10 protein-coding genes are annotated in these 13,681 nt (G+C 52.8%); 2 read left to right on the forward strand and 8 right to left on the reverse strand.

What is annotated here, in order from left to right:
• Positions 1-136: 136 nt before the first annotated feature.
• The 4 genes from ONZ54_RS12215 to ONZ54_RS12230 all read right to left on the reverse strand — a co-directional run bounded on the left by ONZ54_RS12215 (position 137) and on the right by ONZ54_RS12230 (position 5,336).
• On the reverse strand, positions 137-1,213 hold the full coding sequence (locus tag ONZ54_RS12215) for a fimbrial protein (protein ID WP_271786282.1): 1,077 nt from the start codon (positions 1,211-1,213) through the stop codon (positions 137-139).
• Positions 1,214-1,462: 249 nt separating this feature from the next.
• Positions 1,463-3,934, reverse strand: coding sequence for a fimbria/pilus outer membrane usher protein (locus ONZ54_RS12220; RefSeq protein ID WP_271786283.1), 2,472 nt, complete (start codon positions 3,932-3,934; stop codon positions 1,463-1,465).
• A gap of 115 nt (positions 3,935-4,049) precedes the next feature.
• Positions 4,050-4,754: a fimbrial biogenesis chaperone gene (locus tag ONZ54_RS12225; protein WP_271786284.1), complete on the reverse strand. Its 705-nt coding sequence runs from the start codon at positions 4,752-4,754 to the stop codon at positions 4,050-4,052.
• A gap of 54 nt (positions 4,755-4,808) precedes the next feature.
• Positions 4,809-5,336: a fimbrial protein gene (locus tag ONZ54_RS12230; protein ID WP_271786285.1), complete on the reverse strand. Its 528-nt coding sequence runs from the start codon at positions 5,334-5,336 to the stop codon at positions 4,809-4,811.
• Between the two features lie 713 nt (positions 5,337-6,049).
• On the opposite strand from ONZ54_RS12230, the gene ONZ54_RS12235 reads away from it, so the two are divergent.
• Both ONZ54_RS12235 and ONZ54_RS12240 read left to right on the forward strand, forming a co-directional pair.
• Positions 6,050-6,649, forward strand: coding sequence for a thiol:disulfide interchange protein DsbA/DsbL (locus ONZ54_RS12235; RefSeq protein ID WP_271786286.1), 600 nt, complete (start codon positions 6,050-6,052; stop codon positions 6,647-6,649).
• A gap of 124 nt (positions 6,650-6,773) precedes the next feature.
• Positions 6,774-7,001: a transposase gene (locus ONZ54_RS12240; protein WP_265432215.1), complete on the forward strand. Its 228-nt coding sequence runs from the start codon at positions 6,774-6,776 to the stop codon at positions 6,999-7,001.
• Between the two features lie 257 nt (positions 7,002-7,258).
• On the opposite strand, the gene ONZ54_RS12245 is transcribed toward ONZ54_RS12240, so the two are convergent.
• From ONZ54_RS12245 to mukB, 4 genes are all read right to left on the reverse strand, one after another.
• Complete coding sequence (locus ONZ54_RS12245; RefSeq protein ID WP_058394415.1) at positions 7,259-7,573, reverse strand: putative quinol monooxygenase; 315 nt, start codon at positions 7,571-7,573, stop codon at positions 7,259-7,261.
• A gap of 321 nt (positions 7,574-7,894) precedes the next feature.
• Positions 7,895-8,371 carry a GNAT family N-acetyltransferase gene (locus ONZ54_RS12250; protein WP_416995482.1) on the reverse strand — a complete coding sequence of 159 codons (477 nt, stop codon included), beginning with the start codon at positions 8,369-8,371 and terminating at the stop codon, positions 7,895-7,897.
• 236 nt (positions 8,372-8,607) lie between these two features.
• A complete protein-coding gene (locus ONZ54_RS12255) occupies positions 8,608-8,994 on the reverse strand; it encodes a septal ring lytic transglycosylase RlpA family protein (protein ID WP_170946623.1) in 387 nt (128 codons plus the stop codon).
• 241 nt (positions 8,995-9,235) lie between these two features.
• A complete protein-coding gene (mukB, locus tag ONZ54_RS12260; RefSeq protein ID WP_271786288.1) occupies positions 9,236-13,663 on the reverse strand; it encodes a chromosome partition protein MukB in 4,428 nt (1,475 codons plus the stop codon).
• Positions 13,664-13,681: the final 18 nt, after the last annotated feature.

A 13,681-nucleotide genomic window follows, 5' to 3' on the forward strand; every position in this document is an offset into this window, starting at 1 on the left:
ATATGACTAGCAAGATTTTATTGTTTGGTTATACCAAAATAAAGAGGTAAGGATAATCACCACCACCTCTTTACTTCATCATTGGATTGCAGATGTTTATAACCACCGTTGGTATTATAGTTAAAAACTTCGTCGGTTACTTAAAATCTACCTTTAATGTAGCAGTGGCTTTGAACTCACCTGGCGATACTTTACCATCAAGCTTGACCGGATAAGCTTGAATGGTTGCACTTTTTTGTGTGCCGTTAGTTTTGGTCTCAATTTGCTGATCTGCATTTGGAATCGACGCCATATCACGCAAAGGGTGTACCAGCTTTTCATTGGCCTTGACGGCAATCCCAATATCGGGATGGCTAGTTGAGAAAGCCTTGCCTTCGGTTGTCGTCGAAGCTCCCACCAGACTAATGGTCATAGGTAATTTACTGATGTTTTGACTGCAGTTAAGATTTAGTGTCAATGCTTTGCCGAGCTGATTATTATCTAACTTAGAAAGTGAGGTTATGTTTGATGGTGCCAACTCTCCATATTCAATAATATAAACCTGCTCGGTAAATTCACAGGTGGCATTACTTGTTATCTCACCCATGACTGTTAAATCCATATATGGTTTAGAACTTTCATCAATATTATCGAATGATGCTATTACATTAAGTACTTTTGTTGGATTTATTTTTTTCTTACCAACAAATGGTTTCATAATCCATAAATATACCTTGCCCTTATTCCCCGTCTGGGTATCACTTATTGTAAGAACTCCTTTACTGTCAAATTTCCTTGTTACAAAGTATTCGTTACTAAGCCATTTAGCATTACTATCCAATTTTATATAATCATTAACACCACCGCCCAACCATATATCAAAAGCTAGAGCTACATATTCATTGATTATAATGTACTCTCGGCCAAGAGGACCATTTTTCATCTCTCCCGCAATCATTGGACTGAATTTATAAAATACAGGCTTATTGCTTGTTGTATTTGGCGTGCCCCCTGTACAATATATTTCCATTCTATTTCCCAAGTCCCACTTTGCAACATCTGTTGTTGGTGAAGTTCCATCAGAGGGGGCTTTTATATCAAACTTATTAGACTGTAATTGATATGGGGTCATATTTTTTGGGAAGCATGGATAGGCTGCAAGGCAAATCGGCGATATAAACCATGAAAGTATCATAAAAAAAATCACACTATATATATTGATTTTGTATCTCACATTAACACCTCTTAATCTGAATGTATTATTCCATCACTCTTATTAAGCTATTCCTAATAATGTTTACAACCTATATAAGAGACTCTTAACGTAGTTAAATATCTGAGCTTTACCTTGTAACACAAAGCATCACCTCTCGGTGGTTATATTTTCACCACCGAAACAATAAAAACCTTTATATTTTTATTGTGGTGTCAATTGTCGCCATATATTACTTTTATATAAAAATCAAACTTTGTCTGTTGATGGTTAAGGCCTTAGCACAACTTGGCTGTAATTCTCTCCCTGAGTTTCTTGTAGCTGATAGGACACGCGGCTGCGGCCATTGGGTCCTGCAATCACCAATTCCCCCCGAGGTTGATCCAGCAGCGCCAAGGCGCGGCCATGGGGATCGGCAATCGCCAGCAGAGTGCCATCGGTACTCTCCAGCTGGGTACCAAATGGCAGTGGTTTGCCTGTCGCATCCTGCAGAGTAAATTGCACCCGATGAACCTTGTGGGCCATGAGTCGGGTGTGGATAAAAGCGCCACGCCGGGGCACCACCTGAGCATTGCCACTGACCAACTCGACGCCACTTGGCAGAGTTTTGCTGTCTACCATGACCTCATTGCGCCGATAGGGGGTCACATTGCCGAGCACGGCGATACCATTGCGACCGGTTTTCGCTTTACTGTTTTGAAACCCTACCCCTTCGATGCCGGGCACTTCGGCCAAAATAGCACCTTCATAGAGGGTCGGCGCCGCATTCAAACCACCCGCATGGGCGACCAGAGAACCGCTCCAGTGGCCATTGACTGACTGATAGCCGTTGCCCTGGCTATAACCCAGCCCACCTTCACCAAAGGCGGAGCGAAGGGACGTACTGGCAGACCAGCTCTGATAGCCGGCGCTATCACGGTTGGCACTGAGGCTGTAACTCATATCATCCCAGGAGCCTGACAGCCCTACATTGCTCGTGCTGCTGTGACGCCCTTGCCCCTGGTAAACATTGCTGCCCAGTGACAGGCCATGACTACCATTCCCCCAGGTGAGCGGATGGGAGACATATAGTGAAAATTGGGTATCTTCACCCCAATCGCTGCGGCTGCGCTGTACACCGAGTTGATAACTCAGTTGCGCCCAGTGATGGCCATAACCTGCCGACAACGAGCGTGAACGGGGACGCTGGTCCCAATAATCCTGCTCACTGGCTGACAGACTGAGGCTGCCCCAGTCACTGGGCAAGCGCTGGGTCACCGACACAGACATGTTGGAACGTACTCGCGATGAGTAGGGGCTGATCCCTTTATCGCTGTAGTCGGTGATGTGATCGTTCAGGCTGCGATAGTCTTCAGTGGCATAGCGATAGCCTGCCAGTGCCAGTGTGGTGCCAACATCGTGAAAAACCCGACCATAACGGAAGCGATAACTCTCCCCCTTGTGATGACCCAGTCGAGTGTTACTGTCTGAATGGGTGACATCAAAAGAGAGAGAACCGAAACGGGTGCCGATGCCTACCCCTGCATTGGCGGCATAATAGTGCTGCATTCCTTGCAGACCACCATAGAAGGTCAGGCCGGAGGAGAAACCATAGGCACCATCGGTAGAGACGTACCATTGCTCGCTCGGCGCCAATAACTCACTGTCAAGCTGGCCGAGACTGAACTGATAGCGGTGGCCCCCTTCCCTTACCATCACGGGCAACATGCCAAAACCCTGGGTACGGACCTTGCGGCTACCATCAGCTTCGATCACGGTAATCTCAAGATCGCCATTGCTGCCATAAGTCGGGATATCACGAAACTCGAATGGCCCTGGCGCCACCGAGACGGTGTAGATCAGCTGCCCGCCCTGGCGTATTTCAACCGTGGCGTTGCTGCTGGCCATGCCGGTCACCACTGGGGAATAACCGCGCAGTTCATCAGGCAACATGCTGTCATCGGAACGAACTTGTAGCCCCAACAAGCTGGGAGTATCGAATACCTCGGAGCGGCTATAGATTTGACCTGCACTGAACTGGCTACGCCAAGCCGTCAGGTCTCGCTCGACATAGGTGCGTTGACTTTGCCAATGACCCTGATCATTCGCTGCGCTTAGATTACTCTGGTTACGCAATCGCCAGGGACCAATATTGATACCTGAATTAAATCCAAGATAGTGGGAATGGCTATCCCCACTGATGGTCGAGTGGTCGAAACGACTTTGGATATTGTAATTGACAAACCCGACTGTCTCCCCTTCCTCCCACAAAGCTGGTGAAACATACCCTCGTATATCACGTTCTAGCTGGGCTTGAGGGAATGAAAGAAATAACTTTTGGGCACCCGTATCATAGTCCCAACTGGCATATTCAATGTTGTCTATATCAAGACAGGTCGCACTATAGGGCCCATTCTTAAAAAGCCCCTGATCGATGGCGGCTTGACGAACCCCGATCCTTGCCAACAGCTCACTGGAGAGACAGGGCTTGACGTCATTGTCCAGCGATTTGAAATTTATTGACTCCATCGATACCAGTTGGGTATTTAGATACAGTTCGACTCGGTATTGACCCGGCGTGATGGCTCCCTGGGCAAGAAATTGAGCCAGATCAATGCCGTCTCCACGTAAAAATGCCTCATTAAAACGAGGGTGTTCACTTTTATCAGAAATACGTGGTTCAACACCACTCGCATGCGTTGTGCCAATATATAAAGCAACAAACACAGCCGCCGATAGCCTGCCCACATTAAATGACGACATAAGATGGAACCTCACAAGACAAAATTAAAGAGGCGGCAAGCTATCGCACCCAGCACACGTGCAATACGTTGCAAATGACGAAAAAATAAAGTGCCAACCTTAATATTTACAAAGTCTATTTCTTGACTTTAAGAGAAGATGCCACACCATGTTCAAGCTTGCCGGTATATGTCACCACTGCACCATAGTCATTGACTATATCAATGTTGAAGAGGCCTGACGTGTTCATACCTGCTGGCATTGTCAAAGATAATGACTTGCCAGGATAAATCATTTTTCCATTGACGGTATAGTTGTCTTTTGAAAAATCAATGAAATTAATATGGTATGGCGTTGGGTTGAATAACTCAATCTGGTTGTTACTTACCTTAACGCTAAGTAATTCTGGTACGGTAGCAGGATCTTGTTGCAGGCCAGAGGGTCGGTAAAATACTTTAATACGTTGCAGCAATGCCAGCTGCAATACATTCTTCCCCTCTACGGCCAAGGGAATTTCCTGTACGTTAAGCCAGAACACTGACTCTTTATCTTGTGGCAAGCCAGATCCTTGATAAAAGGCCCGCAAAAGTTGACGTTCACCACCTTTCAACTTGGCCAATGGAGGTGTTACTGCAAAAGGAGGGAGTAGAGTACTGCCTTCATCTTTTTCCAGCCAAGTCTGGATCATCACGTCCTGCTCACCATCATTTTTCACATTGATGGAGACTTCTTTCTGCTCGCCATTATAAATGAGTCGTGTGGCGGAAAGACTGATAGAGGCTGTAGCATAACTGCTGGCAAAACACACCATGACCAGCAAGAGGTTATTAATAATACGCATGTGTATCCCCAAAATAGGGTGCATGAGCTGACGCTCATGCACCCTTAATACTATTTACTGATAAGTCATGACAAACGGCAGCACGGCAGACACATCACCGGCGGTGATCTCAGCTGAACCATCTTTGGCATAGGCAGCAGAGACCTGGATATTGGCCTTACCATCAACCAGCGGTGCTTCAATATTGGCTGCACCAGCATCAAAATTAAATGCCTTTGAGTCTTTGTCCAACACTACGATACCAACACCCTTGGCAGCATCATTCTGGGCTTTGTTTACCAGTACACTGTTGGCAGTGTATGAACCCTGAAGTGGCATCAGGGACATAGTGACCGTTTTGTTGCTTTCAGTTGCCCCTTCACAGGTCACAGGTGCAGAGATAGTGGTAACACCGGAGTGCTGATCAAGATCTGCAACGTCGCTGATACCCACGGTAGGCAATTGCATTTTCAGATCGCCAGACTCCAGCTTACAAGTTTGTGCGGTGATCTTGCCGGTAAACTGAATTTCGGCTGCGTTGGCAGACATGGAGGCACCAGCAAGGGAGAGCAGAATGGCCGCAGACAGCATTGTTTTTTTCATTTTGAATCCTACTTATATTATGATGATAATTTTCTTTCGAGCGGGAGACTGCTAATTGCTCACTTCGAAAGCTGCAGAATTATCTTCAAAGACCCATTTCGCTACAATCGGCAAAACTCGCCAAAAGATGTAGGAATCCCCCTACATGAAAAGATGTGAATATATCATTTGAAGTACGTATTGCTAATTATAATGCGGGAAATTTTAACATGACTATCTTTGTTCGTTGCCATGCATGATTCTGCAGCCTTGGAATACTCGTTTAAAAGAGTGTTTTGCTTTGCGCAATTGTATAAAAATGTTTTATTTTTTGTGTCCCCTTGATCATCATCCAAAGATGACTTTCTAAAAATACAATAAAAATAAGAGGCCTTGGCCTCCCATTCTCTCTATTCGCATCCAAAAATGTCTCATCATACCTATCTATCTGTGCCGCACCTTACGGACCCCCTCATTTTTTAAGACTCAAATAATTCCAAGTGTAGCGATCACTTGAGGCTGGAGACGTTGTAACCTGATGGCTGATTTAGAAAGCAACGCCGGTTGGATGTCATCCATCTATTAGATATTGAGACTGCTGAATGTATTTATTTCGAGAAGTTCAGCCACATCCTCATCGTTTTGGTCATTGAGTTTACGCCAATGAAATTATAAACTCGCCCACCTTTACTTCACCTAGAATATCCAACCAAGGATCCCCATAAGGAAAAAACATGAAAAAAATCATATTGTTCTTCGCCACCATGCTAGTGCTCCCCATGTCTTATGCCGCACCACAATTTAAGGAGGGTATCAACTATGAGACACTCTCCAATACCGGCAGTGCTCAACCGGAAGTACTGGAGTTTTTCTCCTACTTCTGCCCAGGCTGTGCAAATTTCGAGCCCATTCTCGAAGATTTGAAGAACACTCTGCCTGAAGGTGTACAGCTAAAGAAAAATCATGTGGCCTTTTTAGGCCGAGACATGGGTCCGCAAATGCAGCGAGCTTATGCGGTAGCTAACCTGCTTAATGTGGAAGAGGAAATAACCGCGGCAATTTTTCACAAGATGCAACAACGCCAGTATCCAAAAAGTCGTGCTGACGTGAGACAAATTTTCGTAGAGAGTGGTGTTCCAGCTGAAAAATTTGATGGCATTGTTGATAGCTTCGCTGCCATCGGTATGGTGTCCAAGTTTGATCACAACACTGAAAAATACAACATTCGTGCTGCGCCGACTTTCCTAATAAATGGTAAGTACGTTATTAAGCTTGAGTCCCTTCGTTCAGAGGAGCAGTTCAATCAGTTAGTGGCATTCCTGCTGCTAAAATAAAACCCATATACAGGAGCTTAAGCGGCAACCACACTTCAAACGCCTTACGAGCTCCTTGAAGTGGTCCAATGAATTTGGACACTCATGAACGCGGTAGAATGCCCTCACGTAGACAGAGGTGTTCATGACAAAGAAGATCCGCCGTTCCTTTTCCGCTGACTTCAAAATGCAAGCTGCAACACTGGTACTCGATCAGCATTACTCGGTCTCCCAGGCCTGTCCGGCCATGGCGGTAGGCGAAACCAGCTTGCATCATTGGGTCAACAGGAGCGTGAAGGATCCAGGAGCTGGAAGCCCGGTGAAACGCTTGGAAATGGAGAAAGAAATACTAAAAAAGCCACCGCTCTCTTGATGTCAGACTCGATACCGCCCTCGCGCAAATAGACCACCTCAAAGATAGCTATCCCATAGAGGTGGTCTGCGACGTGCTGGAGGTCAATCGCAGCAGCTATTGCGCCTTTTCGCGCAAGCAGCAAGGCCAGCTAAGACTCAGGGCAAAGGTGCTGGCACTACACCAAGCCAGCCGTGGCGAGGTACAGCGGGTGTTAGCACCCTCTCGCAAGCCCTGAAGGCCGAGGGGGAATTGGGCCAGCTGCTGGCCCAATACGTTTATGAGTGGCTCACCTCTTCCATAAAAATCAGCCGCAGGGGCTCTGCCAACAATTCATCGGCCTGCTTGGCAAAGGCTTGAAAATAGTCGGTCGCGCAGTGGTCATCAAGGGCGGCCTGACTGACAAAAGCTTCACGCATATAGAAGGTGTCCGGTTCGTCACGCAATTCGAACAGCACATAATCCAGGTTGCCCGGCTCGTGGCGCGTGGGCTCGACCAGCTTGAGCAGTTCATGGCGCAGGCGCTCCTTCATATCAGGTCGTGCTTTTAGCACCGCAATCGACACTATTTTTTTGTCTGGCGTTATCTTCATCCATATCTCTCCACTGTCATACCATCAAGACATCAGGATGAGCCAACATCTCTGCATTTACGTTCATGAAAGCTCATCCATCAACATGGCAGCAGTGTATGCATGGCCGGTTGATGGATATAGATGGGCAGGATGGACAGAGTGTTCCGTCGGATGAACAACGGAGGATCCGGTAGAAGCATGGCCCCCTGCTGGCAGGCATCCCTTGGTTCAGCACGCAGGCAGGGGTTTGGCGCCAGCGCCACTGGGGAAAATAACCTTCAGGACGACAAGATCAACGGGCGGCACTCCATGCACTGGCAACGCATTGGTTGTCCGCCATTAGTCTGCAAACCATTGTTCTACGCTGAGGTGATACGTGGTGAAGCCACGCCCCGACAGGGTCGTCTTCTTCACCCTGGTGGATCGTCTGGCAAGGAACCGGTATGCGGGGCGGGTGTCCAACAGGTGAAAAAGCACCTCCCGATGGCCCATGCTTCGCGCCCACCCCATCATCTCCTTGAAGATGGCAATCCCCGCCCCCCAGCCCGCTTTGGCGATGACAATGGCAATCTCGACTCCCTCGCCATCGGGTTGTATTCCGCACCAGCCAACCAGAGCGCCATCGATGACAAGGGCCCGCACGCGGCAACCGGGTAACATGTCTATCCGTATCTTGTCATCCATCCAGACTCGCACACTGGCCGCATCGAAGGGGGGATGATCAATCAGATGTTTTCTCACTGTCTCATCGTTGACCAGAGGCAGAAAATCTTCTGCACTCACGTCACCGAAGGGTTTGAATTCCATGCAACTCATAATGAATGATGTCCAATATGGTGGGCTCGGCAGTACGATGACTCTCCCACTGGATATGTATTCCGCTTCTGATAGCGCGAACCGTTTTTATACAAAGCAGATCAGGGCCAGGTCGTCATCTGGGCGTTCGATGGTATCGGTGGATTTCAAGACAGGCGGCATCGGCCGCGAGACTGCTTTGCAACTGATGAGCCACCTTGCAACCAATACATTTCCAACACAGCGCCTCTTGCCCGCTACAACACCTCGACCTTGACCCTGATAAGGCCGGACCTTGTGTTGCCAATGGTGCTGAAGGCAGACCTGGAGAGATCGATGATCCGCCCGCGTTTAAAAGCACCGCGGTCATTGACCTTGACCACCACGCTCTTGCCGTTGGCGATATTGGTGACCCTGATCAGGGAGCCAAAGGGTAACGTCATATGGGCAGCGGTGTTGAGGTGAGTGCGGTAAAGCTCGCCGCTGGCGGTCTTTTTATTGTGGTAGCGGTCGGCGTAATAAGAGGCGAGCCCGGTTTCGGTATAACCGCGCCAACTGCCGCCGTGGCTGTCGTCATATCGGCTGCTACAGGCTGCCAGCAACAGGCAAAGAGATAACAACAGCCCTTTTTGTATGTATTGCATTTTTCCCTTCCTATCCGCCATGCGCTTTATCCTTGATCCCCTTGCCGGTATGGCCGGTCTTGTTGTCGTCACGTAAAACGGCCAGATCGGGATGGCCAGTAAAAGGTTCATAAACTGTCTAGCGGTTCCACACCCGAGGGCAACGCGGCTACTTTGCCATGTTTTGCAACTAAAACGGGAGGCCAAGCCTCCCGTTCATGTATTTACCCGTCAGCCCTTGTCAGGATGGGCCAGACATTGATCAGGCAATCAGCTTGTCATCGGCGAAGCCAAAGCCGCGTAGCCCCACTACATGCACGTGTTCGTGCTTGCCCTGCACCTTGCGGATGAGCTTGTAGGTGGTGCCCTTCTCGGGACTGATGTTCTCGGGCGCCGCGATAAGCAGCTGCATATCCTGCCGCTCGCACAGCTCGAACAGGGTGGCGATAGACTTGCCATCCAGGCGCGCAGCTTCATCGAGGAACAAGAGGCGGCAAGGGGCGATGTCCTTGCCGCGCAGACGGCGGGACTCCTCCTCCCAGCTGATCAGCACCATCAGCAGAATGGCCTGACCGGTACCGATCGCCTCGCCGGTGGAGAGGGCGCCGCTCTCGGCACGTAGCCAGCCATCGGCGCCGCGCTGTACCTCTATCTCCAGCTCCAGATAGTTGCGATAGTCGAGCAAGACATCGCCCATCACCTGATAGCTGCGATCCCCCTGCTCGGTTTGCGGGTTGAGACGCTGGAACAGCTTGGCCATCGCCTCGGAGAAGCTGAGCTCCTTGTCGGCGAACAGATCGTTGTGCATGGCGGTCTGATCCGCCAGCGCGGTGAGAAGGCGGGTATGGGCCTCGCGAATATTGACGTTGAGGCGCACCCCGCGCACCAGACCGAAGGCGATGTTCTGCAAGCCCTGGTTGAGCACCCGGATACGGTTCTGCTCGCGACGGATGATGTTGGTGATCTTGGCCGCCACCTCGTGGGAGGAGAGCGACAGGTGGGTTTCCCGCTGCTTGAGCTCGTCGGCCAGACGTGCCAGTTCGATCTCCATCTCCTCGATCGCCTCCACCGGATCATCGGAGCGGATGATGTCGTTGCGGATGCGATCTTTGAGGTAACGGTAGACCTGCACGTAGAAGGCGACCTTCTGCTCGGTGCTGCGATTGCCTTCGGAGAGACGCAGCGCATCGCGCAGGGCCTCGTCGTGAGCCACCGCCACCCGCAGGGCACCGAGGGCCTTGTCCGACATGGAGCGCAGCTCGTCGCTGTCGAGATAAGCCAGCTCGCGCTTGTTCAGGCGCTTCTCGACGTCGGTGTCCCGTGCCAGACGCACCACCCGCGACCAGCTCGCCTTGTGACCCACCAGGGATTTGCGAGCCGTGAAGTAATCTTTGCCCTCCAGCTTGAGACGACCGCCTAAGGATTCAATCTCGCGCTTGGTCACCTGCAACTGGGCCTCGGCGCTGGTGCGACGAGAACGGGTGCGGATAAGCAGCTCTTCGATCTCTTTCTTGTGGGCGCGGGACTTCTCTTCCATGTCGTCAGAGAGGGTCAGCCCCATGGCGGCCAGCTCCTGCTCGAACTCGGTCAGAGTCTGGCGCTTGGCCGAGGCGCTGGAATCGAGCGCAGTGCGCAGTTGCAGCGCCTCGGTGTGGCGCTGGGCAATCTGCTTGTGCTGCTCACCGGCGGTGCGGGCCGCCAGCTCGGCAGCCTTGAGCTTCTCTTTGAGTCGCTCGCTCATCTCTGAGGCCTTGCCCAGCAGGTCTTGCGCATCCTGATAGGCAAAGTGCGGCAGGCGGGCTACCAGCTGATCGAGGGCGTAGCAACGGCGCTTCTGCTCGGCCAACAGCTCGCTCACCTCATCATATGCAGCCTGCAGGGCAGCGAGATCCTGCGGATCCTGGCGCAGCACCTGCACCTGGGTTTCGAGCTTCTCGAGCGCCTTGCCGTGCTTGGCGATAAAGGCTTCGGCCTGTTTCAGCGCTTCCACATCGGCGTGAGCCGCCTCGAGACGGGCCGCCAGATCGACCTCGGCAAACAGATGGGCAAAGGGCAGCATCCCCTGCACCAACTGGATATGTCGGGTCAGCTGGGCAACGGCCGCTTTGGCCTCGCTCAGCTGCTTGTCGCACTCGGCTATGGTTCCTTGCAGGGTGCGCAACTCGGCCTGTTTGGCCTGCACTTCGGCTTCTGGGTCGGGGCGGAAGGCGATATCCAGATGCTGGCCGATAAAGTCACGGAAGTGTCCATAGAGGCGGTGATACTTCTGCTGCTCGAAGGCGGCCTTGGCGTAGCCCTCGATGAGGCCTTCGCGCTCGAGATCGAGCTGCTCGATGCGTTTTTCCCGGGCGGCGCGGCCGAACAGCGGCAGCTCGGGATAGCGGGAGAAGCGCACCTGACGCTTGCTGGTGCGCACCAGCACGGCGTCCCCCAGCTCGTCCGCTTCCACCAGATCCTCGTCAAAAGAGTCGGGGTTGCCCTGAATGAGGTAGATATCTTCCGGGCAATCCTCCAGCTTTTTCAGCCGCTCGATGGCGCCCTCAAGGTCGAGCACCACCAGGGCGCTGCGGGCCGGGCCGTAGAGCGCGGAGTAGTAAGGGGCATCGTCGATGGAGATGTCGTCATAGACATCGGAGAGCAGCACGCCCCCCACCTGCTCGGCGATGCGGGCCAGACGCGGATCGGCCTCACCAGCCCCCAGCTGCAGGTTGCGAATTTGCAGCTCCAGCGCCTGTTTCTGCGCCGCGATGCGATTGCTCTCCTGCTCGAACTCCCGCTCCTTGTCGAGCACGGTCTGCATGCCGGCAGAGAGCGCTTCGGCGGTGGCGAGCGGCAATCCACTCTGCTCCCGCAACTGCTCAAGCTTTTCAAAGGATTTGAGCCAGCGCGGAGCCAGCTTGGTCAGCTCGCCGATATCGCGGCCCAGCTGGACGCCCTGATGCTCAAGGCTGGCGCGACGCTGATTCACCTCCGCCTGCTGCTCACTCAGCTCTTCCTGACGGGTACGCTGGGCCTCAAGAAACAGCTCCAGCTCGTCTTGGCTGGCGATCAGCTGGCCACAGGCCTGCTGCAACTCGTCACGCAAGCGGAACAGCGCCTGCTGGCTTTCGCTCTCTTTCTCGAGGCGAGCCAGGGCAGCGCGCAGCCCTTGCCCCTGCGCGATGCGGGCCTTGTCTTCGATGTGACGCTTGAGCAGCGCCTGCGCCGTAGGCCAGGCGGCCTCGCGCACTGTTTCGGGTGCGATGCTGAGTAGCAACGCCAACGCCGCTTCGTGTTCGGCCACCGCCGCCTTGGCCAACGCCAGTTGCTGCTCGGCCCCCAGCACCCGGCTGGTGAGGCTCTGCTCGGCGGTGCGGAACTGATGCAGGGTGTCGCTCGCCTGTTCAGCGGTCAGCCCCGGCAGTTCACACTGCGCGCGGGCATTTTCCAGCGCCTGCACCGCCTGACGGTACTGGATGGCGCGGGTCTGCTGAATATCCAGCGCCTGCTGGTAGTCGGCGAGCTGGGTCTTGAGGCTGTCTACCTCTGCCTGCGCCAGTTCTTTGCGCTCTTCCACTTCCAGCAACTGGCAATGGATCTCTTCCACCACGGCTTGCTGCTGCTCCAGCTTGTCGACGAGCTCCGCCAGATCGGCGCGATACATCTCTATCTTCTTTTGCAAAGCAACGGCGGCCATCACCTTGGCCAGATGCTCGGCGGCAGATTCCAGCTCGTCGGTCAGCAATTTCTCACGGTTTGTGAGCTGATCCACCTCGTCAGCCAGATAGATGGCGCGCTGTTTCTCTTCAGCCAGCAAGCGGCGTTTGCCTGCCAGCTCCTGCCGCGCCTTGAGGGCCTGCTCGGAGAGACGGTTCTTCTCGGCGGCGTTGCGCACATAGTCCGCCGCCACATAGTGGGTGGTCTCGGTGATCAGGTTCTTGAACAGATCCCGCTGGCCTTGCGTCTCTTTGATGGCTTCCAGAGTGCGGCGGTTCTCGTAGATGGCCGCCTCCATGTCCTGGAACGCCTTGCGCACACCGGAGTTCTCCGGCAGCAGGTATTCACGCAGGGAGCGGCTGATGGACGAGGAGATGCCGCCGTAGAGGGAGGCTTCGATCAGGCGGTAGAACTTGCCGCGATCCTTCTGGTCGCGCAACTTCTTCGGCGTGATGCCGAACTCGAACATGAAGTTGTGATAGTCGGTCACCGTATTGAACTTGGCGACCTTCATGGCTCCCAGCTCGGCGGCCGCCCCTTTCAGATCGGTAAAGGCGCGCACCCGGCCCTTGCCGTCGTCGAGCTTTTCCAGCAGCAGATCGGTGGGTTGCAGTTGCTCGGGCACATCCACCAGCGCGAACGGGGTGATGTTGACCTTGTTGTCACGGTTGGCTACCTGCTCCAGGTGCACACCGACCCAGATCCGCTGTTCGCGGCTGTTCATCACCTCGAGTACCGAATAGCAGTGGCCGCGCTGCAGCTTGCCGTAGAGCCCCTTGTCACGGGAAGCACTGGATGAGCCCGCTTCCGTGGTGTTGCGGAAATGGAGCAGGGATTGATCAGGGATCAGTGCCGCGATAAAGGCCGCCATTGTGGTGGACTTGCCCGCCCCGTTGCCGCCAGAGAGGGTGGTGACCAGTTGGTCGAGATCGAAGGTGCGGGCGAAGAAGCCGTTCCAGTTGACCATGGTCAGGGATTTGAATTTGCCTCTCACGACTTTTTCTCCATCTGG

Origin of the sequence: Aeromonas salmonicida (assembly GCF_028355655.1) — a bacterium.
Classification (GTDB): domain Bacteria; phylum Pseudomonadota; class Gammaproteobacteria; order Enterobacterales; family Aeromonadaceae; genus Aeromonas; species Aeromonas salmonicida.